The organism is Methylovulum psychrotolerans, from assembly GCF_002209385.1.
GTDB classification, from domain to species: Bacteria; Pseudomonadota; Gammaproteobacteria; order Methylococcales; family Methylomonadaceae; genus Methylovulum; species Methylovulum psychrotolerans.
Window position 1 is genome coordinate 3,382,548 of the sequence record NZ_CP022129.1, and the last position, 25,846, is coordinate 3,408,393.

Genomic DNA, 25,846 nt, shown 5'->3' on the forward strand with positions numbered 1-25,846 from the left:
AATTGGCAAAGTTTTTTTAACGGCCAGCCAGATTTCTGCTTTTTAATGTTATTCCCATGCTGATTTCGTCAGTGGAGAAACTTATGAACAACACCATCAGGATTCAATTGAGGCTTTGTGGCTATTGGCTGCGTTACCCCGTGGCTGTTTGCGCCTTGCTGTTTACGGCGGTCTCGTTTGCTGGTCAGGTTGCGCAGTCGCCGCTGTTTTTGACCAATGCCGCCAAGCCAATTGTTATGCTGAATATGTCCAGAGACCATCAGTTGTATTTTAAGGCATTTGATGACTATTCCGATATTGATGGTAACGGCATACCCGATACCACTTACATGAATAATTTTGACTATTACGGCTACTTCGACAGCAGTAAGTGCTATACCTACAGCAACAACGAATTTGAGCCTAGCGCCACTGCCCAAACCAGCCGCTATTGCCCCGCTGGCAACTCTTTGTGGAGCGGTAACTTTTTAAACTGGGCGACCATGACCCGCATGGATGAGATCCGTAAAATTCTCTATGGCGGTTTGCGCTCCACCGACAGCGGCACGGTTACGGTATTGGAGCGGGCGTTCATCCCCAATGACGGGCACAGCTTTGCCAAATATTATGTCGGTGTGGACAGCACCGAACTGACCAAGCTGACCCCGTATACCGCCGCGCAAGTTGCTAGTGGCATCACCCTTTGTAACACGACGGCGACGGCGGGTTCGGTGTTGTCACAAAACTCCGTCGATCCGCCAAAAGTCCGGGTGGTTAAAGGCGACTACCGCTTATGGGCGGCTAACGAACGCTGGCAATGTACTTGGTCGGGCGAACACAGCGCCAGTAACTCCAATAACTCGACCTATTCCGGTATGGCTTCGGCGGGCAGTAGCCCCAGTGCAACAGACGCCGTCGTCTTGGGCGACTATATTGCGCGGATTTTGGTTTGTGTCAGCGGCAATGTCGGTAACGAAACCTGTAAGACCTACCCTAACGGCAATATCAAGCCGATTGGGTTGCTGCAAACCTATGGCGATGATAATTTAATCCGTTTTGGCCTGATGACCGGCTCTTATAGCAAAAATAAATCCGGTGGGGTGCTGCGGAAAAATGTCGGTACGATGGCCGATGAAATCAATGTCACTACAGATGGGACATTCAAGGTCGCCCCTTCCGGTGCCACGACCAGTTACGGTATTATCAGCACCATTAACAGACTGAGGACGTATGGGTATAGTTATAGCGACGGTACATATAATAGCGGCGACAATTGCAATTGGGGTTTAAATACCTTTACCAACGGTAATTGCACCAATTGGGGCAACCCGCAATCGGAAATCCTTTTGGAATCCTTGCGCTATATTGCCGGCAAAACCGCGTACACGACCTTTTCTGCCAATGATACGACAAAAATTCCCGGCCTGACCACTGCGGCATTTTCTGACCCGATTTCATCTACCGAATGGTGCGCTTCGCTGAATATTATCCAATTTAACGCCAGCGTCAGTTCTTACGATAACGATGATTTTAACAGCACCAATCTTGCGGATATAGCGATCAGCGATCTTAATGCTGAAACTGACACGGTCGGGAGCAGTGAGGGCATTACTAACAATAGCTATTTTATTGGCGAAAGTGGCACCGATAATAACCAATTATGCACCGCAAAAGTGCTGACCAGCTTGAGTGCCGCCAGAGGGGTTTGCCCCGAAGCCCCGCGCCTTTCCGGTACGTATTTGTCCAGCGGTCTGGCGCATTTTTCCCATATCAATGATATGCGCCCTGCGATGACCGGCAACCAACTGATCAATTTTTATGGGGTTGCCTTGGCCCCCGCCATTCCAAAATGGCAAATACCGATACCGGGCACCAATAAGTTTATTACGCTATTGCCGGCCTGTCAGAATACCGGCATCACCGCTGGCGGGACGGGTAACTGCGCCCTAATGGACTTTAAGGTGGTTAGCCAAACCAGCACGGGTACCAGCAATTCCGGCAAGTTGTACGTCAATTGGGAAGACAGCGAGCAAGGCGGTGATTTTGACCAAGATATGTGGGGCACTATCGAATATACCGTTACGTCTAGCCAAGTCATTATAAAAACGGGGGTCATTGCCCAATCGACCAGCTTTCCGATGGCGTTTGGTTATGTTATCAATGGCACAACCCAAGACGGCTTCCATGCCCATTCCGGCATTTACTCATACAAATATACCGATCCTACCGGTGTGACGGCCTGTAATACCTGTAGCATCAGTAGTCCGCCCGCATTTACCAGTGTGACCTACACTATCGGCACGGCTACTAACGGGCAAAGTTTGCAGCAACCGTTGTACTATGCGGCCAAATGGGGCGGTTTTGTCGATGCGGGTGGGGATAAGGCCATCACCTCGCCATCAGAATGGGATGCCAATCAGGATGGTCTTCCTGACCGTTATTATGCGGCCACTTCACCGCAAAAATTGGCGACCTCGCTGGCCGATGCTTTTGCTGATGTCTTGCGTACCCCGTCTTCGGCCTCGTCGGTCGCCACGAACTCAACCCAATTCCAAACGGACAGCTTTGTTTATCAGGCAACTTTTAACAGTACCGATTGGAGCGGGCATTTATATGCGTATACGCTGGTAACAGAAGATTCGAATGGTAATGGTAAACTTGATACGGGTGAAGATACGAATGGCAACGGTAAGCTCGATGCCGGCGGTATCGGCAAGGCAGTATGGGATGCCGGACAAGTCTCCGAAGACACCAATGGTAATGGGGTCTTAGATGCGGGTGAGGATAGTAACAATAATGGGCTGTTAGATGCCTTAATCCCCGCCGCCGCCGCCCGCCGTATCTACAGCTATGATCCGAGCAAAACCGGTCTTAGGGGTATTGAGTTCCTTTGGGGAGGTACATCCCTCACTTCCTTGAATGACGCACAAAAGACCGTCTTGGACAATGCCAGTTTTACAGCGACCAGTACTTCTAGTCCTATTATCGATTACTTACGCGGTGACCGCAGCAAGGAAATTAAGTTGTCGCCGACGGGCGTTTACCGTACCCGCACCAATTTGTTGGGTGATATTATCAATTCCGACCCCTTATTTGTGGGGCGGGATAATCAGGGTTATACGGCATTGCCCGGCAACGAAGGAAGCGATTATACGGCTTTTACCCACCAGAACCGTACTGCTATGCTATATGTCGGTTCCAATGACGGCATGTTACATGCCGTTAATGCCACGACGGGTGCGGAGGTGTTCACCTATATCCCTAATGCCGTTATCTCGGCTGAATTTGCCAGTTTGGTTCTGCCAAATTACACCCATAAATATTTTGTCGATGGCTCGCCACAATATGGCGATGCTTATTTTGACAATATTTGGCACACAATACTGGTCGGCAGTATGGGGGCGGGTAGCACGACGACAGTCGGGGGGGCGGCAGGTACGGGTGGCCGGGCGGTGTTTGCCTTGGACATTACCAATCCTGATGGTTTTGCGGACATTGCCACGGGATTGAGCAATATTTTATGGGAGTTTTCTAACCGCGATGATACCGATTTAGGCTATACGATTCCTAAAGCCAGTGTGGTGCGTATGGCGGATGGTGGCTGGCGGGCGATCGTCAGCAATGGCTTTGACAGTGCCAGCGGTAATGCGGCATTGTTCATTCTGGATATAAAAACGGGCGCGGTCGTCAAGAAAATAGTGCTCGACAGTACCGGCAGCAATGGCTTGGCCGCACCCGTCACGGTTGATGCCGATAATGATAGGATTATCGATTATATTTATGCGGGGGACTTAAAAGGTAATCTCTGGAAGATTGATGTGACTAGCGGCAGCACCAGTGCTTGGGCCGTGTCTAATGGTGGCACACCACTCTTTGTGGCGCAGGATAGCGTCGGCAACCGCCAGCCCATTACCGAAAAACCGGCGATCACTCAAGCAAATGGGTCCGGTCAAAATGTTGGCTTTATGGTTTATTTTGGTACGGGTAAGTATTTTGAAACTGGGGATAACTTGGTGTCAGGGTCTTCACCCATTCAAACCTTTTATGGTATTTGGGATAATTGTTCTAAGGCCTCGGTGGGCTGTAGTAATGCCATTACAGGAGGGCGGGGCGCTTTGCAGCAACAATCCATCATTTTTGAAGGGCCTTCTAATTTTACTTATAAGGCATCGGATGGCTCACTCCAAACAGTTAACATTAGGGTTGTCTCCAATTGTGATGTTGCCTACGATGGCACTACGCCCAGTACGACCGGTTCACCTTGTACGGCCAATGTTAATCGGCGCGGCTGGTATATGGATTTGCTCCAGCCCAGTTTGGCGGCGCAAGGGGAGATGTCGTATACCGAACCGCAAGTGCGTAATGGCTTGGTCATTTTCGCAACGAGCATCCCTATTAACGAAACCTGTACTCCAGGTGGCACGGGTTGGCTAATGGAGCTTGATGCCTTTTCAGGGGCGAGGCTCTCCGGCAGTGCCTTCGATGTCAATGGTGACGGTAAAATTGATGCCAGTGATTTGTCGACGCTTTCTGGTGACCAGGTAGCCGATTCGGGTATGCAATCTACTGTCGGTATCATTAAGACACCCACCATAGTCGCCTGTGAAGCGACTATGGATTGTAAGTATATGAGCGGCAGTAACGGCGCACTGATGGTTGTACATGAAGCAAATAGCGGCCCTGGCTGCATTCCGACGGCCAGTGACCCTTGTAGCAACTCTACCGGTAATGCTTCGGGGTTAAAGCGTCTTCTTTGGAAGCAATGGTAGTTTGAATCTTATGAAAAAAAGCAACGTAAAATTAAGCCAAGGCGTTACGCTGATTGAGCTGATGATAGCCATCGTTATTATCAGCATTCTCGCCAGCATAGCTTATCCTAGCTATCAGCAACACATAATGCAGGCGCATCGGGTCGATGCGCAAGCGACCTTAGTGAGCTTGTCAAATTTAATGGAGCAGCAGTTCACCCAAAGCGGCAGTTATGCTAATGTTAACGCGCCTGCGGCCAGCAATTATTATTTATATATTATCAATGCCACTAATACTTCTTATGTTTTGAGTGCTACGCCTATTTCTGGTAGCGCCCAAGACGGTGATGCTTGTGGTACGTTGACGTTGGATAATTTTGGGCAAAAATCAGCTGATCTCGCTACCGGATGTTGGGGGACTTTATAGAAAAACACCGGGCATACGGGCTTCATGCTGAAAATAGTGAATTGACCCGCTCTGACGGTTAAGAGGCCGTAGGGGCGGGTAATGCTGAGCACGACAATGCTACGGTTTTTAGGCCGAATGTGCGGCTATGGTTCAGGATAAAGGAGCGGCTAAGCCAAAAATGTTTCTTGCTTAAGGGTGTATACCCTGCACCTTTTTTGTATAATCGGTGCGGCTTGGCACGCTTATCAGATAAGGCTTAGGCTAGAGGCTTAATCAGCCTTCAGTGTCCGTAGCCCCGTCACCATCAGGTATACCCCCAGCATAATCAGCCCTATATCGGCCATTTTGTAAGGGTCGGTGACCAGCACTACCGTGCCGGACGCGAAGGCGAATAAGCCTAGGCCATAAAAAAACCGTCTGAAACGTTTAGGTAGGGTCTGCATTTTGCCATCCTCAAATAAGCCCGCGCCCGGTCTGGGTTAGGTAGTAAAGACAGTCACAGCAACGGCTATCCTTAAGGACAGTGACTTTGCGAATGCCACAGAATAGGCCGTGCCTATCCCAAGCACGGCTAATTATACCATAGTTCAAGGCTAGCTTGTATAGTAAGTGGCTTTTGCTGGCATTCCCCCGCGTGTTGCCATGCAAAGACAGTTTCGGCCAGTTGATAAGGCTACAACCCTGCAAAGGATAGGACTATTCGCCGCCCTGCTGGGTGGCGAAGGCTTGCCGAAGGAGGTCTCGGCAGGTCGGGTATCCTCCTCCTTTTTAAGAAAAGCCAATAAACTGCCGATACGGCGAGTCTTGTTTCCAGGTAAAGCTTTCCGTGTAATAGTGCATCAGCCCCAAATAACCGATCAGACCTATGGTGATTACCTTGCGGATTTCCACACCAAAAAAGAACTCAGTTAACTGGCCGACCCAAAAGTCACCATAAGCTTGTAACACAAAGGCCAAGGCAAACGATAAGGCGGGCAAGACCACCACTATCGGCAATTGGCAGGTCTTACTGAGACGGTACAGGGCATTTTGTGGCTGTTGGTGGTGTTTGTTGTAGTCATGGGTGACATAAAAGATATACGCGGTGACATCGTGCACCAGACGCGGCACCAGAATCGCCAGAAAATAATACTGCTGCGCGTAGAGATAGAAGCTGCTTAAGATCAGCAAGACGTTGGCCCATAAAAACCCTTTGCCGAACGCCGTTTTCACATAACGTTGGCATAAGAGCGCACTACCTGTCAAACCGACGCATAAGCCGGCGATCAGGTGTTGCAGCCACTCGGTTTGCTGCACATCCAAACTATTTTTCAAAAAAATGCCGATATAAATAAAAATCCCCGCCGTGACGCTTAAGCCTAACAACAGGTGGTAAGCCCATGCGGGTAGGCGGCATACGCCCCGTGCCACGCCATGTTGCTGTTTTAAGACATGCAGGACTGTCCAAGTGGCGACTAAGATATAAAACGCCTTATAGGGAATAAATAAGCTGCCGATGCCGAAAAAAGCCGCTAAGGCGATGGTCATCAGGACAATTTTGCGCTGGTAGTGCTGCCAATAATCACCGTTGCTGACTAGCAGCACCGCACTGGCGATAATATGCGGCGTACCGAAAAGGATTTGGAACAGCAAAAAATGGTTGGGGCTGCTGGGCAAATGGGTTTTCAAATAGCTTTGCCATAGTCCGGTGTCGAGCAGTTGTAAGGCCAGGCAGAGCGGGATAATCAGATATAAGCTTAATAATAGCCGGAACGACACGGTGAGCTTGCCCGGGCGTGTCTGGTCTTGGACAGAAGCAGTAAGTGCGGACATAAAAGTACCTTTAGGGGGCAGAACGTTTGGTAGGCCGCGCCAGTCTTGGGCATCTTGGTTGGTGTTCTTTTCGGCCCGAAGCCTGGAGCGGTGTTGCGTAATATTGCTTAGTGGCCTAGGTTTGCCGTCCCGCTGCCATTTTTGCGGACTGGTAGGCCATGCCCGCGCAAATTAATGACAGCGGCATGACGGCTGGATTGCCATGCAAACCGATTTTGGCGGGCATAAGTTAAACCGATTAAGCCATTCTATTCAAGTGTTGATTCAATACGACCATTAAAAAAGTCGAAATTAAGACCGCTATCGTTGATAATGATAGCTTTTGCGTAAAGTGCCGGAACTGTTTGCTGTTTATGAAGTTGGAAAAGATCAAGCTGTCAGGATTTAAGTCTTTTGTTGACCCAACGACCATCCCGATTAACGGCAATTTAACGGCGATAGTCGGCCCTAACGGCTGCGGGAAATCCAATATTATTGATGCGGTGCGCTGGGTGATGGGCGAAAGCTCTGCGAAACATTTGCGTGGCGGCAATATGGCGGATGTCATTTTTAACGGCTCCTCAGGCCGTAAGCCGGTCAGCACCGCTTCGGTGGAACTGGTGTTTAATAATAGCGAAGGCAAGCTGGGCGGCGAGTATGCCCAATACGCGAGCATTGCCATTAAGCGGCAAGTCAGTCGTGACGGGCAGTCGCAATTTATGCTCAACGGCGCGAAATGCCGCCGTAAAGACATTACCGATTTGTTTCTGGGCACGGGGCTAGGGTCACGCAGTTACGCAATTATCGAGCAAGGCACTATTTCGCGCATGGTCGAGGCCAAGCCCGAAGACCTGCGCCTGCACATCGAAGAAGCGGCGGGGATTTCTAAATACAAAGAGCGGCGCGGCGAAACCGAAACCCGCATGAAGCACACGCGGGAAAACCTCGAACGCTTAGACGATTTGCGCGAGGAAGTCGATAAACAACTTAAGCATCTGCAAAAACAGGCGGAAAAGGCCGAGCGCTATACGGCGTTAAAAAAGCACGAACGGCAAACCAAGCTGGAACTGTTAGCCTTACGGTGGGCGGCTTACCAGCAGGCCGCTGAGGCCTTGGAGGCGACCCTGCACGAAGTGGCGGCCGAGTATAACCGCTTGTTTATGCAGTTGCGCGACTTGGACGCCGCCATCGCCACACAGCGGGTCGAGCATAAAGCCGGCCAGCACCAGCTAGACCAGACGCAAGGCGATTATTATAGCCTTGCCGCCGAGGTCAGCCGCTTAGAGCAGGCTATTGCCCACCAACGCCAGAGCCATCAGCAAACCTTGCTGGACATTGAGCGCACCCGCCAACAGCTTGGGCAAGTACAACAAGAATTGGCTAATGATACCCAAACTTTAGCCGAGCTTAAGGATGGCTTGGTGCTGGCGGAAGCGGCGTTAGAAGATGCGCAAGACCGTCAGGACGACTGGCTGGACAAACAGCAGGACATGCAGCAGCAACGCCTGTTATGGCAACAGCAATGGGACCGCTACCGTACCGAAAGCGCGAAATACCGTGAGCAGGCCGAAGTCCAGCGCGTTAAAAGCGAGCAGTTGGCGCACCAAAGCCGCCAACTGCAAAGCCGCTTGGAGAAGCTGTTGGTAGAGCGTGGCGATTTATCGGCCAGTGCTTTGGCCGGCAATATTGCCGAATTGGACGGGCAACTGCAAGCGCTGGCTGACGAACGCGAACACTTGCATCTGCAATTGGAACAGCAGCAGCATAGCATCCGCGAGCATCGCCAACACAGCAAGGCCAATCAAGAAGCACTGCACGCCCGCCGCTCGGAATTGCACAGTACCAGCGGGCAGATCACCTCATTGGAATTGTTGCAGCAACACGCGATGGGTAAGGCTAACGATAGCCTGCAACAGTGGTTAGTCAACACTGGGCTGGCTAACAACCCGCGCTTGGCAGAATATCTCGATGTGCAGGCCGGTTGGGAAACCGCCGTCGAAACGGTGTTGGGCAACACCTTGGAAGCCGTTTGTGTCGACGCGCTTGCCCCATTAATGGGCGAGTTAGGGGCATTAAAGGACGATTCGCTGTCCTTATGGCAAATCTCCGGGACGCTGTCCGCAGCGGTGATTGCTGATTCAGGACGTTCTGTCGGTGCGCCGCGCCTACAAGATAAAATCAGCGCGGCCTCGGCACTGGACAGTTTGTTAATTGGCGTGTATTGTGCTGAAAATTTGCCGGAAGCATTGGCTTTAGCTGGACAATTACACGCCCATGAGTCGGTTGTTACCCGTGACGGAATTTGGTTGGGCGCGGGTTGGCTAAAAATTAGCCGTACCCAAGACAGTAAAACCGGAGTTTTGCAACGGGAAAAAACCTTGCGCACCTTAAAACAGCGCCAGCAATTGATAGAAACCGAGCTTGAGCAATTGGCGCAGCAGCAGGCCGATAGCGAGGCGGCCTTAAAATCCGCCGAGCAGCAGCGCGAATGGCTGCAACAGCAACTCAATCAGGTGCATAGCGAATGGTCGCAAAAAAATGCCCACTTGAGTGCGCAGGCGGCACGGCTAGAACAGCAACAGCGGCGTTTGCAACACGTCCAGCAAGATATTGACAGTCTCCGTGAGGAGTTGGCGGAAACGGTTGAGAATTTGGCTGAAGCGCAACTGGCCCAAGAGGCGGCGGCTGAAGTGTTGTTCGGCCAGGAGGGGCGGCGCGAACAGTTGGACGCGCTCAACCAACAGTTGCAGCAACAGCAGCAGCGCTTCGACAATGCGGTCAATGAGGCCAGGCAGCAGTTGTTCGACAGCAAAACTAAGTTGGAAAATTTACGCGCCTTAGAGCTGGCTACCCATAAACAGCGTAGCCGTTTGCAGGAGCAACAGGCGCAGGCACAGGGGTATTTGCACGAACTGGAAAGCAAAGCCCGGCAAACCTTATCGCCCTTAGATGCCGAACAAGCCGAACTGCGCGAAAAGTCCGCCGTCACACACGATTTGGAAGTCGTTTTGAAAAGTCTGCGGCAAAGCCAAGACGCGCGTGAGGCGCAACTGGTGGAGTTAGCCGAAGCGCATACGCGTGGGCAACGCGCCCTAGAAAAGCACAAAGAGCGGCTGGACGGCCTGCGCTTTGAGTTGCAGGAAAACCAAGTGCGCCAACAGGCCATTAACGAGCAATTGGCCGAAATGGCCACCGATGTCGGGCAAATTATCAGTACGCTGCCCGCCGATGCGCAAGAGACACTCTGGAAAAAAACCGCCGACGAACTGGCCGGACAAATCGAACGGCTCGGCACGATTAACCTGTCGGCCATTGAAGAATATCAGGCACAAGCCGAGCGGATGGCGTTTCTTAACGGGCAACATGCCGACCTCAGCGAGGCCTTACAGACCTTAGATCAGGCCATCAGCAAAATAGACCAAGAAAGTCGGTTACGTTTTAAGGAAACTTTCGATAAAATAAACAGCGGTTTGCAGGAAAAGTTCCCAAAATTGTTCGGCGGTGGCCAGGCTTATTTGGAGTTGACCGAGCAAAATGTCCTGGAGGCGGGGGTTAACATCATCGCCAGGCCGCCAGGCAAGCGCAACAGTTCTATCCATTTGCTGTCCGGCGGCGAAAAAGCCCTTACCGCAGTCGCTTTGGTGTTCGCTATTTTTGAACTGAATCCCGCGCCTTTTTGTTTGCTGGACGAAGTGGATGCGCCTCTGGATGACGCCAATGTCGGGCGGTTCTCAAAAATGGTCGAGGCGATGTCCGAGACCGTGCAATTTTTATATATTTCACATAATAAGGTTACAATGGAAATTGCAAAACAGTTGGCAGGTGTGACGATGAAAGAACCCGGGGTGTCCCGTATGGTCGCAGTTGATATTGAAGAAGCAGTCAGTCTGGCGGAAATCTAATGGATAAAGAATTATTACGAGTAGTCATTATTGCATTTGGGCTTATTATCATCGTGGGCATGTTGGCATGGCATTTTTTTAGAAATAAAAAATCCTTCCAAGATATGATGTTTTTTGGTAACCAAGAACTCAAGGGCAAAATTGACGAATCCATCGTCGTGCATGGCGATAATGATGAGTTTGATATTGTGCCGAAAGGCCGAAAAAAGCTGATTGATACCGATGAGTTGATCGAAAAAATCAAAGCCCGCTCCAGGCCTAAAGCCAAAGCCCCGGAACCTGAGCCGGAAGCCGAAGCCGAGGAGCCAGTGGAGAGTATGTTCGGGGATTTTGACGGGGAATTTGACTTTGCTGATGAAGGGTCTTTTGCCAAAGAAGCTGAGCCGCCTGCCGAACCGCCTTTAGCCAGAACTGAATTATTGGATGCCGACGAATTGTTCGGCGAGCCGGATAAAGACCCGGAGGCCCCGCGTTTTGTCGCCCCCGATATTATCCAATTTCGGGTTATGGCGCGGGCCGCGGAAGGCTTTAACGGCTTGGATATGCTCAAGGCGTTCCGTATCGCGCAATTGGAGTACGGTAGCCTAAAAATATTTGAACGCTATGATGCCAATAATTTGGTCGATTTCGGTGTGGCCTGTATGGTCGAAGGCGGCACTTTCCCCGACCACGATATCGACCAGTTTTATTGTCCGGGTTTGGTGTTCTTTATGCAGCCCGCCTTGCTGGATGAAGCCGTTAAGGTATTTGACGACTATCTGGAAGCCATCAATATCGTCGCCGTGGAACTTGACGGCGACTTGCTTGACCATGAGAAAAATCCGCTGACCAATGCCACGATAAAAATGATCCGGCAGAGCTTGTAGCCCGTTAAGCCCTCGTTTGCCTATTGTGGCCTGGGTTAAACGATAGGCTAAAATTGGCATTAAGGCCAATGGTTTGTATTGTAAGGGCTTGTTGTTGCCGCTTAGGCATGGGCGACAGCAAAGCCGTATCTACGGCGCAGACGGCGTAAAAATTGCCTTTCCGCTACAAAAGCCAAGAGATGCAGGTCTGTTCCATACCCTCAGCGGCCCCTACCCCTTCCTGAAAATCGTCAATACCAGTCGAAAATGCGTAACCGATTGATTTATTGTGGTGTCAATGAGTATTTAGCGGCCCAAAATCCGCTGCAATCAGTAACTATTATGTTGACACTTGAAGAGATCCTTTCTGATGTGGCTGATTTGCCAAGCTTTGAAAATGTAAAAAACATTGGAGTTAACAGCCAAGGAAATAATGGGAAAGCCCCCTTACATTGGATGGCTACATTAGGAGATACAATTGCTATCCAATTGTTATTGGAAGCTGGGGCGGATGCAAATTTAGCAGACAATGATGGAAATACACCGTTACATGAAGCCATATCTTGCCGTCAAGAACGGGCTGCAAAAATTCTTATAGAGGCCTGCGCTAATTTGGATTATAAAAATAAAGCTGGAATGACTCCGCTTGAGATTGCTGAATCCGATAACTACCAACCTACGATTGAACTTTTTTCGGTTACGTCGCGAAATTTATAAAAGCCGGGTAGCCGATAAGTTATAAAACCCCGCCCGGCGGCTAGGCCTTGGGGGCATAAAAAAACCGCCGCCCTTAGGTTTAAAGGGGCGGCGGTTTTGTTTGCCAGGAATGGCCGCTTAGTTATGGTAAGCGATTTCGCCATGCTCGTTGATATCCAAGCCTTCACGTTCAGTCTCTTCGCTAACCCGCAGGCCGATGAGCATATCGACCAGTTTATAAGCGATAAACGCCACCACGCCCGACCAGACTACCGTCACCGCAACGCCCCAGAGCTGGCTTTGCAACTGGGTAAAGATACTGTATTCGCCAAAACCGTTGCTGACATAATCATAAACGCCAGTGCCGCCCAAGGCGGGGCTGGCGACAATAGCCGTACCTATAGAGCCGAGAATACCGCTGATGCCGTGGACACCGAATACGTCCAGAGAGTCGTCATAGCCCATCGCATTCTTAAATTCCGTCACCGCCCAGAAGCAGACCGCGCCCGCGACCAAGCCCAGCGCCATAGCGCCCATGGGCCCCGCCCAACCACACGCGGGGGTGATGGCGACCAGCCCGGCAACCGCCCCGGATGCGCCACCCAACATGCTGGGAGTGCCCCGCGCGAACCATTCAGTAAGCATCCACGCCAGTGCCGCCGCCGCCGTCGCCAGTAAGGTGTTGGCAAACACTAGTCCCGCCGCGCCGTTGGCTTCCAAGTTGGAGCCGACATTAAAGCCAAACCAGCCGACCCATAACAGCGCCGCCCCGATCATAGTCATGGGGACGTTATGTGGGGCCATCGATTCCTCACCGAAGCCGACCCGTTTGCCGACCAGTAAGCAGCCGATCAGGCCCGCGATACCGGCGTTAATATGTACGACCGTGCCGCCCGCAAAATCCAACGCGCCTTTTTGAAAAATAAAGCCGGCCGTGGCACCGGCTTTAGCTGCCGCATCCGCATCGGTATAGGCATCAGGCCCTGTCCAATACCAGACCATGTGGGCAATAGGCAGATAGGAGAAGGTAAACCACAGCAAGATAAACAACAGAACGGCGGAAAATTTCATCCGTTCGGCAAATGCCCCGATAATCAGCGCGGGGGTAATCGCCGCGAAGGTCAGTTGGAACATGGCATAAACATATTCGGGGAGATAGACGCCCTTGCTGAAGGTTGCCACCACCGAATCGACGGTGATGCCACCGAGGAAGGCTTTGTCCAAGCCACCGAAAAAAGCATTGCCTTCGGTAAAGGCGATGCTGTAGCCGTATAATGCCCATAGCACCGCGATCATGCAGAAGGTCATAAACACCTGCATCAGCACCGAGAGGATATTTTTCGCTCTGACCATCCCCGCATAAAATAAGGCCAAGCCGGGGATGGTCATTAAGATGACCAGCACTGTGGCGACAATCATCCAACTGGTGTCGCCTTTGTTAGGGACGGGGGTGGCCTGTTCCGCTACCGATGCACCAGCATAAAGTAACAGGGGCAATATGGCGGACAGCCGCCTTAATGGTGGGTTCATACACTTCTCCTAAGATGGGTTTTAAGTAGTGGGCCGATAGTATAAAATGATAAAATATCCCTATATTCAAAAGCTTAAGCAGAGTTCGTGCCAGTTGTCTAAATCTTGGGCATACCTTAAAAATAGTGGCGTTTCTCAGAAAAACGCACCAATGCAATGCAAATTAACCGTTATATGCACCATCAGCTAACAATATGGCTGTATTGCCGACAGTGACAGCGCTTGCTTTGCTGATAGGGTTAAGGCGGCATAGGCTGACAAACCTATTTTGGGTGATGCCGCTTTAAATTGGCTTAATAAATGCTTGTTATTTAAGGTTAAGATATCACCTTTACTCCGAAGTCAGCGAGCCGACCATGACACAAACAGCAGAAGGCACTTTTAATCCAGCATTTCATTTTCTGGGATTAATCCAAAAAACCATCGCCGACGGTATCACCCGCCATTGCGTCCATCCAGGTTGCCCGGAAGTCTATCTGGTGCCGACCGAACACACCTATTATACGGCGACGGCGAATATTGACGCGTTGACCGCGCTGTGTTTGGCCGCCCCGTTCGATTTGAACGTCGAATTGTTGCCCGATTGGCGACCACCCGCCGCCGCCAAAGATAACGATGTGCAGGCCGGACGGATGCTGATCCACCGGAAAACGGTTGCATCTGGTAGCGGGCTGGTCGCCCGTCCGCTGTCAGAGTTGATGTGGTTCGCCACCTTATCGGCTTCTAACGGCCAGTTACTGCAAGGTTGCCATGCTGACGTTGCGGTACGCTTAAAAGAAATGCCGGATTTCTCACGTTTTTACCATCGCGGCTATGATTTGGTGTTGGCGGATTTTTTGCTGAAAAAACGTGCCGACTTACCGACGGCGGCACAAGCGACGGGTATTCCGTTGCCCCATGTCTTCGAGTTTTACAATGCCTGTGTTGTGGTCGGCTTGATCGAACAAGGCAATGTGTTCGAGCCTGCCCACTATCTGCTGGGTTTATTGGATAAGGCAAATGCCGATAAGCAAAGCCGTAGTTGCGCCCTGACGGGTAGTAAGCCTTTAATCATTGTGCCTAACGAAGGTAAATATTACACAGAATTGGATCTGCTCGGCATTGCCAAGCTCTGCTCCACGTTATTGGCGGGTATGGAAGTGAGCATTGTTGACCATAACCAAGACAAGGAAGAAGTGGTGCAAATCGGGCGGACGCGGGTACGCCGGAAAGTGGCTTCGGCGTTGCCGTTATTGCCGTCCCATCCGCTGGCCGACTTGCTGTTCCGCGCCGCCTTATATGCCTCGCAAGGCCGCCTGCTGTATGGCTACGACCTTGATACGCCCGTCCGCCTTCACGATTGGCCGTCCAAAACCTTGCTGCGGGAATCCGCCACGGTGATGGCGGAACGCTATATCTTCCCGCTAACCGCCTTCATGACCGCTAATCCCGCCATGAGCCTCCCCGATATCGCCAAAGCCACCCAGCAATCTCTGGCGAAAGTGATTGATTTCCATAATGCTTGTGCCGTGCTGGGCTTGTTGGAACATCCGGCTTAACAGGGCTGATGCTTTAGGGAAAAGAAAAACCCGCCAATAGGCTATATGGGCATATAATGCCTATAAGTAGGCGTTCATCTATTTTTTAACATTCGTGAATTCAACCCCGTCCCCACCCGCCCTTTAGCAGGGGAAGGAGCAAATCCCCTGCACCTAGTACCCTTCGGCTTCGTTCAGGGGGCAGCAAAGCTAAAAATGTCAAAAGATATATGCGTACCTACTTAGTCATGGCGTGTCCGGCTTAAGGTTTTTGCTAAAAACAACCTAATGGCGCCGCTCGAATGGCGAACTTTGTTTTCATCATCTAGGCGGCATTATTTATGAACAGGATTGTTATAGCAGGACTTTTTTTTATCAGCTTAGCGGGTTGTGTGGAGCAGCCAATACAAGGCGGGGGTGCTGGTGGGGGGTATAGTAGGCGGCTTCCGGGATGGTCAGGCCCTGTTCTTTCATCACTGAAAGCAGTTTTTTTCTGAATGCCGCTGGATAAGCCATTCGTTTTCCATTCAAGATGATCGTTTTTACAATAGCCTATTATCATATCAAATTATATTGGCTTGGCTATATTTAGACGCTACGCTAGCGTGTACTTTAGCGTGGCTTCTTTGGTAACCTCAATTAGCCGCCTGGTGATGTCGGCAAAAGAAGGCCGCCGCTTACTGTCATCCGCCAAACATGCCGACTGTAACTCTGTAAGAAGCTTAAGGGCATTCAGGCCTTTAGCTGTGGGATGGCAGCGTTCAAGCAATTCTTCTAAGAGGCAACCAAAAGCTCTGACTTCAAGCCGCTCTAGCCCATCGGCAATGTCCTTATCATGGGTCGGGTAAAACGATGCCGCACCGAAATCGCCAAGCAATGCCCGTCCCTGAGCGCAATGCAGAATATTATGGCCATAGAGGTCGCCATGCAGGATGCCTTGCTGATGCAAATGCTGGGCGGCCGAAGCAATGCCTTCTGCTATCTGTAAGACCATCGGCAAATCGAAACGGGTATCTGAGGGGTAAATGTCGCGCGTGCAAGACGCAAAGCTAGGAGACCCTGCCAGCGTGCTGAATGCCGGGCTAATCAGTTCCAGCACTAAGCCGCTGATACCCGACGGATGGCCGCTCACCCTGCCCAACACTGTAATGAGATTGGGATGTTGTCCGGCCGCGACGGCTGCCGCCATTTCAGAATGTGGCAAGCCGTCACTGGTCACCGCACCTTTGAACAGCTTGGCCGCAACATGACAAGAGCTGCCGTCAGGCTTGTGATAGTTAACGCGATGAATAAACCCAGACGCGCCCTCGCCTAACAGATGCTCACAATCTAGGCTATCCCAGGGAATATCGGCAACCGAAGCCGTCAGTATCCTGTTTTCCCATTCAGCCCCGAAGGGATTGCCGGAATAGGCCAGCCACGATAAGCGCGGCAAAGACAATAACCAAGCCGGCAAACTATTAAGCCGATTGGCGGCGATACGGAGTAATTCAAGCCGTTTGCAGTTGGCCAGGGAGTCGGGTAAGGTTTGGAGATGATTGCCGGCCAACATTAACTTTTGCAGTTGGGTGCAGTTCCCTATTGCCTCAGGCAGCGCTCCGATCGCGTTATCCGTCAGAATCAACCACCGTAACGCAGCAGGGAGCGCCTTGGCGGGCACTGTGCGGATGCGGTTGGCCTTAAAGCCGATCATGCTCAGTTCAGGGCAACTGCCCAGCACTTCCGGCAATACTGTGAATTGGTTATCGGAGCAGAACACGATACGCAGCTTACTCAGCCGCGCAAAATCATTGGGGAGTTCAGAGAGCGCGTTGCCGGATAGGTCAAGAATCTCCAGCGTATCCGCCAGGCTCATAATCTCGCGGGGGAAACGGCTTAGGCCACAGGACAGTTTCAGATGGCGAATACCGGCAAGCGCACCGGAGCGGAGTTGGTCGATTGTTTGCATTGCTAAGCCTTTGACATTACTGAAATACCCTGCGTGTCTATTTAACGCCGGAAGCGGTTTTTCTACATTATCAGCGAAGGGTACGCTGCGTATATCCTTAGCCGCCAAGTAAGAGAGGTATGGCCTATCTTACTTGGCTAGGCCGCTGTCCGCAAACGCCTGTGATGCCACAACCACTGACAAATAAGCCCGGAAGTGCCGCACAGACAGTTTACTGTTTGTATTACGGCCTTGAATCTGAGTAAGTGGCCCGGCTGCCTGTCTCAGCTTGCGTCACTTTGGGGTGCTGGTGGATTAAAGTCTGTCCGAAGTGGTGGCTACCTAAAAATGGTCTAGACTATTGGCCTGTTATCCAAGGTTGAGGGTTTAGGGTAAAATGTCCCGATAAATCTGAGTCTATTCAGTTGATCGATAGGGGTTAAAATCAGTGCGTTTAAAGCGGAAAACCCTAATAACGCTATGAAAGACATTTTTATTGATTTTTTGAAATCGGACATTCTTGCCCTTAAGTTTTGCTGCCTTGTAGTTATTCTTAAGTGAGCAGAAATTCATCTATTTTTTTCTTTCATGTTTAAACTAAAACACTTCCAACTGGCTTTAAGCTTTTATACCCGCTTACCCACCCCGCAAAATCTAGATTACCAACAACTGCCCCAGGCCAGTGTTTATCTGCCGTTGGTGGGGTGGGTGGTGGGGCTTGGGTGCGGGTTGGTGTTTGCTGGAGCGGCGTTGTTATGGTCGCCATGGACGGCGGCTATTTTGGCGGTGGTGGCGGGAATTTTTTTAACAGGGGCGTTCCATGAGGACGGTTTTGCCGATGTTTGCGACGGTTTTGGCGGCGGTTGGGGGCAGGAGCGGATTTTGGAGATTATGAAGGATTCGCGGGTGGGGGCTTATGGGGCTATCGGCATTGGTTTGTTGCTGCTGTTAAAAATCAGCGTGTTGGCGGCACTGCCGATGGCTGTTGTGCCGTGGTTGTTGTGGGCGGGGCATAGTGCTAGCCGTTTGCCGCCGTTGTTGTTGATGCGCCGTTATGAATATGCGCGGATCGGCGCTAGCAAGGGTGCGGCAGGGGTGTTTAAGCCGGACAGTCGGGCGTTGGGCTTTGCGGCGTTGTGTGCGCTGTTGCCGTTGCTGGGTCTGCCGCTGTGGTGTTGGTGGGCGGTGTTGCCGATGTTGGCGGTTAACGCGCTGTTGGGCGGGTATTTTTACCGTCAGATCGGCGGTTATACCGGGGATTGCTTGGGGGCGGCGCAGCAAGTCGCGGAGGTGGTGTTTTATTTAGCGGTGAGCGGGTTATGGACATTTATTTGATTCGCCATACGCAAACGGCGGCGGCACCTGGTTTATGTTACGGGCGTACGGATATTGGTTTGACGGCGGGTTTTACTGAGGAGTTGCAGAAAATCCGCGCTAAGTTGCCGCCGTTGGCCAGCGATTGTTTGGTGTTTTCCAGCCCTTTGCAACGGTGTCGGCTGTTGGCGGAGGCGTTGTCGGGGCAGGTGCGTTTTGATGACCGTTTGTTGGAGATTAATTTCGGGGCTTGGGAAAATACGCCTTTTACTGCGATTGACGAAGCGGCGTTGCGGTATTGGACGGAACATTTTGTCGAGAGCACCCCGCCGGATGGCGAAAGTTTTACCGATTTATGGCGGCGGGCGGGTGCGTTCTGGCAGGATTTGGTCTGTCATGAGGCCAAGCAAGTCGTGGTGGTGACACATGCGGGGACAATCCGGGCGTTGTTGGCGCAGGTGTTGGATTTGCCGTTGGCGAATGCTTTTCAGTTCCGTATCGGGTTAAGTTCCGTGCATAAGCTGCATTACACGCCTGACTATACTTATATCGATTATCTTAACCAATAAGTGCTATGAAGACTCTTTTTATCGGCGGTGTTAAAAGCGGTAAGTCGCGCTTGGCGGAGGCGTATATTTTGGCGCAGGCGGGGCAGGTGCAGCCGTATTATTTGGCGACGACCGAGTTGCTGGATGTGGGGATGCGGGCGCGGATTGCCGAGCATCAGGCGCGGCGGCAAGCGGCGTTTAGTACCTTGGAGGAGCCGCTGGACTTATTGGCGGCGGTACAAGGTTGTACCGCGCCCGTGTTGGTGGAGTGTGTGACCATGTGGCTGAACAATATGCTGTATCACCACTATGGCGAGGCGGAGATTTTGGCGCGTTTGGCGGCGTTATTGGCATGGCCTGGCGATTTGGTGCTGGTGCATAATGAAGTGGGTTTAGGCGTTATCCCGGATAATGCTTTGGCGCGGCAGTTTGTCGATTTGTCGGGCAAGGCCGCGCAGATGATGGGCGCGGCTTGTGATAAGGTGTTTTTTTGCAGCGCGGGCTTGGCCTTGCCGATGAAGTGAGGCGGTCAGGGGAATAGTTGGGGTTCGCTCGCCGCTGTCCAATCGGGATATTTGCGCATGATGGTGTTGAAGTGTTCGGAGGCCAAGAAATTGTCTAGCCACTGCTGGACGGCAGTATAGCCGCTGTGTTGGAACCAGTGCGGGTCGACGGCGGCGAATTGGCGGACGAACGGTAAGATAGCGGCATCGGTTAGGGAAAAGTCTGCACCGCTTAACTGCGCGTGCTGTTGCAAGCGCCCATTCAGTATCGCCAAAAATTTGCTGCCTTGTTGCCGATAATACGCTAAAGGGTAATCGGGATAGCGGTCGGCGTATTTGTAGCGGTCTAAAAAATATTTAAATTCGCCGTCGTTTTGGGCGATGAGCGCAGGGTCGGCGAGCCTGAGCCAGTGGGCGGGGTCTTGTTGGCCTAATGCCCAGTGCATAATGTCCAAACTTTCTTCTAGCACTATGCCGTCGGGTAAGTGCAAGACGGGGACGGTAGCCTTAGGTGAGAGGGCGAGCAGTTCTGGCGGTTTGTTTTTTAACGCCACTTCCCGAAGTTCGGTGCGGATGCCGCTATAAGCTAGGGCGAGTCTTGCCCGCATGGCATAAGGGCAACGGCGGAAGCTGTAGAGAATGGGTAGGGTGGCGGACATGGTTACGGATGGGTTGAAAAAGAGCTTATTAATCCAGAAGGGAAGGGGGAAAGCAAGTTTTCCTTGTCTTCCAGCCGTTGCCAGACGGCAACTTTAAGTTGCTATTCGGCGACAAAAACCTATAATGTTCGCTTGCTTTTAGGTTCCGGCGGATAAATGTCTGTCGGTTAAACGGGAAGTCGGTGCTTTAAGCCGACGCTGCCCCCGCAACGGTAATTCAGTAAAGGCTTGTCGAAATGCCACTGTGCTTTGTGCATGGGAAGGTGACAAGTCAGGCTCCTGCCACTGTTAAGCCCGGAGACCGGCCTAAAAGCGTATTCGGCACAGCGGCGGGCTGTTCTGCGAAATAAGGCTATGGCGCACTCCCTTGTGCGTAGGCCTGCTTTTGTGTCTGTCCGCGCTGTGATTCTCTTTTCACGATGCGCGGGCGGCGCAGAGGACATCATGCAAAAAATTATAGCCACTCCTTTTTTAAGTCTTATTATCCCTTTTTCTAGCGTTTATGCCGGGCAACCCGTCGATTTGCCAGGCGTTGTTGTGACCGCGACCCGTGCTGAAACCTTGCAAAACGAACTGGCGGCAGGGGCTACCGTCTACACGCGGCAAGATATTGAGCGCTTGCAAGTCAAAACCTTACCCGATTTGTTTAAAGGCACGCTAGGTGTTGATATTGCCCAGAGCGGCGGCTATGGGCAAACTACCGATTTGTTTTTGCGCGGGACTAACCCTGGGCATGTCTTGGTGCTGATTGACGGCATTAAGGTCGGCTCGGTCACTACCGGGACAATGCCTTATGAGTTGATCCCTATTGACCAAATCGAGCGCGTGGAAATCGTTAGGGGGCCGCAATCGAGCTTATACGGTTCGGAAGCTATCGGCGGGGTGATCCAGATTTTTACCCGCAAAGGCAGTCATGGTGATGATAAGCCGCATGTCAGTTTGCAAGCGGGCGGTGGCTCTTATGACACGGCCCATACTGCCGGGACGGTCAGCGGTAATCTGGGCAGCAATTGGTATAATTTGGGGGTGTCGCATATTGATTCGGCAGGCTTTAATGCTAAACAACACAGCGACCCTGACCGTGACGGTTATGAAAATACGGGGGTCAATGCCCGGTTTGGCCATCGGTTTGCCAATGCTGCCGAAATTGAGGGGTTTTTTCTCCGGTCACAAGGCACTAACCAATATGATTCCAGTTTTGGCGGCAATAATTCGGCGTTTATCAATCAAGTGTTTGGCCTGACCGGGCAGATGGATGTACGAAAAGATTGGCATACCTTATTACGCTTGGGCCGCAGTACCGATGATTTGGACACTTTTTTCCCGGACGGCAGTTTCGAGAGCCGTTATAACACGACCCGCTGGAACGCCAGTTGGCTGAATCAGGTGCGCTTAAGCGATGCCCATCAGTTGACGGTCGGTGCGGATTACCGTTTGGATGAAGTGGCGAGCGGTGATTTGGATACTTATAGTCCGGGTTTTAATACTTATAGCCAAAAGTCGCGTTATGATGCCGGGCTGTTTTCGGAGCTGCATAGCCGGGTGTTGGAGCGGCATTTTCTCAATGCTTCGGTGCGGGGCGATAAGAATGAGGCTTTTGGCGATTATGTGACGGGCAGTGTCGGCTGGCGTTATAACTCAGTGCTGGGCATTAACCCTTTCGCGAGTTTCGGTAATGCTTTTAAGGCTCCGACCTTTAATGAGCTGTATTGGCCGAATACCGGGTTTGGCGGCGGCAATCCGCACTTAAAGCCGGAAGAGTCGCAATCGGTTGAAGTGGGGGTGTCCGGGGTGCATAAACAAGTGCAATGGGAGTTACGCGCGTATCATACCGATGTCGACCAGCTTATTTCCGGCTGGCCGCCTGTCAACGTCAATAAGGCGCGTATTGAAGGCATTGAAGCGCAATTGGTGACGGATTTCTTGGGCTGGCATCATAAGCTCAATCTGAATTTGTTGAATCCGGTGGATGTGGCGACGGGCCTGCGTTTGCAGCGCCGTGCCGATAAGTCCTTGTCATTTGATTTGTCGCGCTCTATCGGGGTGTTTGATGTTGGGGCGGCGGTGTTGGCGCAAGGCGACCGCCCGGATATTGACTACAATACTTATCCTTATCAACGCGTCAGTCTGCATGGTTTCGTTACCGTAGATTTGCGTGCCGCTTGGCATATCAATAAAAACTGGCTGCTCAGCGGTAAATTGAACAATTTGCTGGATGAAAATTATCAGACAGCCAATGGTTATAATACCCCTGACCGAAACTTTTTTGTCTCAATCCATTATAACGATTAAGCTACACGGTATGGGTGTTGTTTGGCCGTTTGGTAACGCCCCGCTGAAGCCTTGAGTAGGGCTTAAATACGGGGTGATGACAGTTTTTTATGTAATTTGGAGAATCTTATGAAGTTGACTATGAATAATACGGCTATTTTGCCATTGTTGGCCTTGATGGCGGCGACCCGCGTGCATCATTTCGGTTCGGCGTGGTCTTTGCCGGACGCGTCGCTGGCGGTGTTTTTTCTGGCAGGCCTGTATGTGAGCCAACGGGCTTGGCTGGCGGGTCTGTTACTAGCGGCAGGATTGTTGGATTATCTGGCGATTAACCAATTTAACGTCAGTGATTGGTGTATGTCGCCTGCTTATGGGTTTCTGATCCCGACTTATGCGGTTATGTGGTTGGCCGGGCGGTATTGCCGCTTGTTTATGGCGGTGGGCCAACAGGGTTGGCTGTTGTTGATGGCGTTGGCGGCGGCTTCGGCTACGGTGGCGTTTGTCATTTCCAACGGCAGTTTCTTTCTGTTCTCAGGCCGTTATGCCGATATGCCGATGGTGGATTATAGCCTTTCGGTCAGCCAGTATTTTCCCGCTTATGTTGGTGCGGCGGTGGCTTACGCAGTGGCGGGTTTTGCGGTGGTTAAGGCCGTTGGGGTGTTGATGGCGGCGGTTGGGCAAGAAAAAGCCGTTTAAGCTTTTTGTAACCCGCCCAAGGTCAGGGTGTCCCTGGCCTTGGGCGGGTTGATCCCGTTTAGGCGATAAAGCCGTAATCCGCCAAGCTGGTGTTGGCGTTAGTGCCGAGAATGGCGATGGTCGTCAATTCGCTGGCTGTCACTTGCGCGTCGGCATTGGCGGCGGTAAATAAGAAAATGCCGCTGGCCGTGCCGTTATCGACCACGAACAAGGCGGTGTGGCCGACCGTATACGCGGCGGTTGCCGAGCCGATGGCGGCGGCGGCAGAGCTGGTGGTGATGCCGCCGCTGATGTTTTGCTGCATAATCACCAATTCCGCGCTATTGGCAAAACCGCCTGTACCGGAAGCCCTCACCACACCGCCGTCCACTAAGGCGTTGCCGTTACCGATATGGATGCCCGCTTGGCTAACCAGCAATTTATCGGAGCCGGAGGCAAAATCGTTGACCGCATCAAAGCCTACGGCGCTGTTAAAGACAAACATATCGGCTCCCGCCCCGCCGGTCAGTTTATCCGTACCCGCCCCACCTGTTAGGGTGTTGGCACTAGCGGTGCCTATCAAGGTGTCGTTAAAGCTGCTGCCAGTCAGGTTTTCAAAATTTAATACTGTGTCTGTCCCTGCCCCTAGGGTGTTTTGTGCGCCGCTGATACCCAAGTTGACGCTGATACCTGCGCTGGCGTTGGTGTAGGATACCGTGTCGGTGCCGTCCAGGCCATTCAGGATGTTGTTGCCGGACGTACCGGAGAGGGTGTTGTTGAGGGTGTTGCCCGTGCCGTTTAATCCCCCTGCGCCTAATAGGTTCAAATTTTCCAGTTGGTTGCCTAGGGTATAGGTGATGCTGCTGTTAACGGTGTCTAGGCCTGAATAATCGCTGATGACATCGCCGGCATTATCAACAAAATAGGTGTCGTTGCCTTCGCGCCCGTTCATATAGTCGGCACCGCCTGCCCCGTTCAGAACATTGTTGCCGACATTCCCTACTAAAATATCGTTGCCTGCTTGGCTACCCGTGAGGTTTTCGATATTGCTTAAAGAATCCCCTGAGGCATCGCCGCCTGTGGCGGTGTTATCCCAAAGCCGAACCGTTACGGCGAAGGCCGAATCAAGGTAGCTGGCGGTATCGGTACCTGTGCCACCATCTAAGCTATCTCCGCCTGTGCCGCCCGTTAAAATATCGTCACCCGTACCGCCGTTGAGGGTGTCATTATCGCCGCCGCCGAATAATTGGTCGTTGCCGGCGCCACCCAATAGTATATCTCTTCCGTCATTGTTATTGCCGCTAGGGCTGCTGCTTAGGTAGCCATAAAGCAGGTCGTCGCCCTGTTCGCCGAACAGGCGGTCATTACCTGTGCCACCGGATAGCTTATCGTTACCTAGGCCAGCAAAGAGGTCGTCGTTCTTGTTGTTGATGTCTGGATTGGTATCACCCGTGAGGGTGTCGTTGGTGTTGGCGGCCGCTAAGATGGCATTGCTCGCCGTCAGGCTACCTGGCAGGACATGGAGGAAAAAAACGGCATTTTCAAAACCATTAGCATAATAAATAAGCGCGGAATCAAGCGTGGTCGAGAGAAAGCTGAGGGCTTTAATGGTGTCGAAATCGCTGATACCCAGCGCGGTCACATCAATTTTATCTTGAGTGACATCGAAATCGGTGATGGAGTCATTTTGCGAACCGCTTTCGGAACGTAAGATAAAGGTGTCGGTGCCTGCTCCGCCTGTCATAAAGTCATCGCCTGCGCCGCCATCGAGTATATCGTTGCCGTCACCGCCGAACAATTGGTCGCCCTGAAGTCGCCCTATGCTATTATAGCCGCTACTGCCGCCATAGAGCCGGTCGTTACCTGCGCCTCCGTACAATGAGTCAATGCCGTCTAAGGTGCCGTTAATTTGTCCGGCGGTGTTGCCATAGAGAATATCGTCGCCGCTTTCGCCGAAGAGGCGGTCATCGCCGAGGCCTCCTGAGAGGATGTCGTTACCGAGTCCGCCGAACAGGTCGTCTTTCATGTTGCCGCCGTTCAGGGTGTCGTTGCTGATGTTAGTGGCAAAGATAAAATCTGCGGCGAACAGGTCGTCTTTGCGGATGCCGATCATGAGGGAGGTTATCCAATTGTCATTTCGATAAAAGCCCAGGCCTGCGTTATTGTTGTTATCTTCGACTAAGATATTTTGTAGGGTGGCAAAATCGGCAATGCCCAACTGCCTCAGGTCAATGCGGTCTACACCCAATTCGAAATCGGAGATAGTGTTACTGGCAGGGGTGTTTTCGGTATCAATGACGAAGGTATCTTGCCCTGCTCCGCCGATGTAATAATCGCTGCCGTTGCCGCCGTCTAAAATATCGTTGCCATTGCCGCCGTAGAGGGTATCATTGTCGTCACCGCCGTAGAGGGTGTCGTTACCGTCAAGCCCTACCAGTACATCAATCCCACCTAGACCAAAAATTTGGTCGTTACCTGCCGTGCCGTTCAGTTGTTCGCCTGCATTAGTGCCTGTGATTGCCATAAGATTAT

General features: G+C 51.8%; 17 protein-coding genes and 1 riboswitch. Of the genes, 11 read left to right on the top strand and 6 right to left on the bottom strand.

The genetic code is table 11. From position 1 onward, the window contains the following. Positions 1 to 83 precede the first annotated feature (83 nt). Positions 84 to 4,748: a pilus assembly protein gene (locus CEK71_RS15440; RefSeq protein WP_157679296.1), complete on the top strand. Its 4,665-nt coding sequence runs from the start codon at positions 84 to 86 to the stop codon at positions 4,746 to 4,748. Positions 4,749 to 4,758: 10 nt separating this feature from the next. Next, positions 4,759 to 5,154, top strand: coding sequence for a type IV pilin protein (locus CEK71_RS15445; RefSeq protein ID WP_088620215.1), 396 nt, complete (start codon positions 4,759 to 4,761; stop codon positions 5,152 to 5,154). A gap of 251 nt (positions 5,155 to 5,405) precedes the next feature. Here CEK71_RS15445 and CEK71_RS22730 read toward each other — a convergent pair whose 3' ends face one another. Next, positions 5,406 to 5,579 carry a hypothetical protein gene (locus CEK71_RS22730; RefSeq protein ID WP_157679298.1) on the bottom strand — a complete coding sequence of 58 codons (174 nt, stop codon included), beginning with the start codon at positions 5,577 to 5,579 and terminating at the stop codon, positions 5,406 to 5,408. 325 nt (positions 5,580 to 5,904) lie between these two features. Beyond that, positions 5,905 to 6,948, bottom strand: a complete 1,044-nt coding sequence (locus CEK71_RS15450) for a hypothetical protein (protein WP_088620216.1) — start codon at positions 6,946 to 6,948, stop codon at positions 5,905 to 5,907. A 353-nt stretch (positions 6,949 to 7,301) separates the two neighbouring features. On the opposite strand from CEK71_RS15450, the gene smc reads away from it, so the two are divergent. The 3 genes from smc to CEK71_RS15465 all read left to right on the top strand — a co-directional run bounded on the left by smc (position 7,302) and on the right by CEK71_RS15465 (position 12,391). Next, on the top strand, positions 7,302 to 10,829 hold the full coding sequence (gene smc / locus CEK71_RS15455; protein WP_088620217.1) for a chromosome segregation protein SMC: 3,528 nt from the start codon (positions 7,302 to 7,304) through the stop codon (positions 10,827 to 10,829). Then, positions 10,829 to 11,695 (top strand): cell division protein ZipA C-terminal FtsZ-binding domain-containing protein, encoded by an 867-nt coding sequence (locus CEK71_RS15460; protein ID WP_088620218.1) that lies wholly within the window; start codon positions 10,829 to 10,831, stop codon positions 11,693 to 11,695. Before smc ends, CEK71_RS15460 begins: the two co-directional genes overlap by 1 nt. A 246-nt stretch (positions 11,696 to 11,941) precedes the next feature. Further along, complete coding sequence (locus CEK71_RS15465) at positions 11,942 to 12,391, top strand: ankyrin repeat domain-containing protein (protein WP_088620219.1); 450 nt, start codon at positions 11,942 to 11,944, stop codon at positions 12,389 to 12,391. A 117-nt stretch (positions 12,392 to 12,508) separates the two neighbouring features. Here the strand turns inward: CEK71_RS15465 and CEK71_RS15470 are convergent, their stop codons facing one another. Continuing rightward, entirely contained in the window at positions 12,509 to 13,900 is a 1,392-nt protein-coding gene (locus tag CEK71_RS15470) for an ammonium transporter (RefSeq protein ID WP_088620220.1), read from the bottom strand. A gap of 356 nt (positions 13,901 to 14,256) precedes the next feature. On the opposite strand from CEK71_RS15470, the gene CEK71_RS15475 reads away from it, so the two are divergent. Next, complete coding sequence (locus CEK71_RS15475) at positions 14,257 to 15,438, top strand: hypothetical protein (RefSeq protein WP_088620221.1); 1,182 nt, start codon at positions 14,257 to 14,259, stop codon at positions 15,436 to 15,438. 574 nt (positions 15,439 to 16,012) lie between these two features. Here CEK71_RS15475 and CEK71_RS15480 read toward each other — a convergent pair. Then, positions 16,013 to 17,365: a leucine-rich repeat-containing protein kinase family protein gene (locus CEK71_RS15480; RefSeq protein ID WP_088620222.1), complete on the bottom strand. Its 1,353-nt coding sequence runs from the start codon at positions 17,363 to 17,365 to the stop codon at positions 16,013 to 16,015. A gap of 567 nt (positions 17,366 to 17,932) precedes the next feature. Here CEK71_RS15480 and cobS point away from each other — a divergent pair. The 3 genes from cobS to CEK71_RS15495 are packed head-to-tail and all read left to right on the top strand — an operon-like array spanning position 17,933 to position 19,730. Further along, positions 17,933 to 18,679 (top strand): adenosylcobinamide-GDP ribazoletransferase, encoded by a 747-nt coding sequence (gene cobS / locus CEK71_RS15485; protein WP_088620223.1) that lies wholly within the window; start codon positions 17,933 to 17,935, stop codon positions 18,677 to 18,679. Then, positions 18,664 to 19,227, top strand: coding sequence for an alpha-ribazole phosphatase family protein (cobC, locus tag CEK71_RS15490; protein ID WP_088620224.1), 564 nt, complete (start codon positions 18,664 to 18,666; stop codon positions 19,225 to 19,227). The genes cobS and cobC overlap by 16 nt, the downstream gene beginning before the upstream one ends. A 5-nt stretch (positions 19,228 to 19,232) precedes the next feature. Continuing rightward, positions 19,233 to 19,730, top strand: coding sequence for a bifunctional adenosylcobinamide kinase/adenosylcobinamide-phosphate guanylyltransferase (locus CEK71_RS15495; protein WP_088620225.1), 498 nt, complete (start codon positions 19,233 to 19,235; stop codon positions 19,728 to 19,730). Between the two features lie 5 nt (positions 19,731 to 19,735). Here CEK71_RS15495 and CEK71_RS15500 read toward each other — a convergent pair whose 3' ends face one another. Next, positions 19,736 to 20,368, bottom strand: coding sequence for a glutathione S-transferase (locus CEK71_RS15500; RefSeq protein WP_088620226.1), 633 nt, complete (start codon positions 20,366 to 20,368; stop codon positions 19,736 to 19,738). Between the two features lie 123 nt (positions 20,369 to 20,491). Next, positions 20,492 to 20,692: riboswitch (cobalamin riboswitch) on the top strand. 120 nt (positions 20,693 to 20,812) lie between these two features. On the opposite strand from CEK71_RS15500, the gene CEK71_RS15505 reads away from it, so the two are divergent. Beyond that, positions 20,813 to 22,660: a TonB-dependent receptor domain-containing protein gene (locus CEK71_RS15505; protein WP_088620227.1), complete on the top strand. Its 1,848-nt coding sequence runs from the start codon at positions 20,813 to 20,815 to the stop codon at positions 22,658 to 22,660. A gap of 108 nt (positions 22,661 to 22,768) precedes the next feature. Continuing rightward, positions 22,769 to 23,335 carry a hypothetical protein gene (locus CEK71_RS15510; protein WP_088620228.1) on the top strand — a complete coding sequence of 189 codons (567 nt, stop codon included), beginning with the start codon at positions 22,769 to 22,771 and terminating at the stop codon, positions 23,333 to 23,335. A 58-nt stretch (positions 23,336 to 23,393) separates the two neighbouring features. Here the strand turns inward: CEK71_RS15510 and CEK71_RS15515 are convergent, their stop codons facing one another. Continuing rightward, the gene (locus CEK71_RS15515; RefSeq protein ID WP_088620229.1) at positions 23,394 to 25,838 is read right to left on the bottom strand and encodes a beta strand repeat-containing protein; all 2,445 of its coding nucleotides are present in this window, start codon (positions 25,836 to 25,838) and stop codon (positions 23,394 to 23,396) included. Positions 25,839 to 25,846 lie beyond the last annotated feature (8 nt).

Coding starts and splice junctions, on each gene's coding strand:
- smc (WP_088620217.1), top strand. CDS start 7,302: ATGAAGTTGGAAAAGATCAAGCTGTCAGGATTTAAGTCTTTTGTTGAC.
- CEK71_RS15505 (WP_088620227.1), top strand. CDS start 20,813: ATGCAAAAAATTATAGCCACTCCTTTTTTAAGTCTTATTATCCCTTTT.
- CEK71_RS15470 (WP_088620220.1), bottom strand. CDS start 13,900: ATGAACCCACCATTAAGGCGGCTGTCCGCCATATTGCCCCTGTTACTT.
- CEK71_RS15510 (WP_088620228.1), top strand. CDS start 22,769: ATGAAGTTGACTATGAATAATACGGCTATTTTGCCATTGTTGGCCTTG.
- CEK71_RS22730 (WP_157679298.1), bottom strand. CDS start 5,579: ATGCAGACCCTACCTAAACGTTTCAGACGGTTTTTTTATGGCCTAGGC.
- CEK71_RS15495 (WP_088620225.1), top strand. CDS start 19,233: ATGAAGACTCTTTTTATCGGCGGTGTTAAAAGCGGTAAGTCGCGCTTG.
- CEK71_RS15450 (WP_088620216.1), bottom strand. CDS start 6,948: ATGTCCGCACTTACTGCTTCTGTCCAAGACCAGACACGCCCGGGCAAG.
- CEK71_RS15460 (WP_088620218.1), top strand. CDS start 10,829: ATGGATAAAGAATTATTACGAGTAGTCATTATTGCATTTGGGCTTATT.
- cobC (WP_088620224.1), top strand. CDS start 18,664: ATGGACATTTATTTGATTCGCCATACGCAAACGGCGGCGGCACCTGGT.
- cobS (WP_088620223.1), top strand. CDS start 17,933: ATGTTTAAACTAAAACACTTCCAACTGGCTTTAAGCTTTTATACCCGC.
- CEK71_RS15500 (WP_088620226.1), bottom strand. CDS start 20,368: ATGTCCGCCACCCTACCCATTCTCTACAGCTTCCGCCGTTGCCCTTAT.
- CEK71_RS15465 (WP_088620219.1), top strand. CDS start 11,942: ATGCGTAACCGATTGATTTATTGTGGTGTCAATGAGTATTTAGCGGCC.
- CEK71_RS15480 (WP_088620222.1), bottom strand. CDS start 17,365: ATGCAAACAATCGACCAACTCCGCTCCGGTGCGCTTGCCGGTATTCGC.
- CEK71_RS15515 (WP_088620229.1), bottom strand. CDS start 25,838: ATGGCAATCACAGGCACTAATGCAGGCGAACAACTGAACGGCACGGCA.
- CEK71_RS15475 (WP_088620221.1), top strand. CDS start 14,257: ATGACACAAACAGCAGAAGGCACTTTTAATCCAGCATTTCATTTTCTG.
- CEK71_RS15440 (WP_157679296.1), top strand. CDS start 84: ATGAACAACACCATCAGGATTCAATTGAGGCTTTGTGGCTATTGGCTG.
- CEK71_RS15445 (WP_088620215.1), top strand. CDS start 4,759: ATGAAAAAAAGCAACGTAAAATTAAGCCAAGGCGTTACGCTGATTGAG.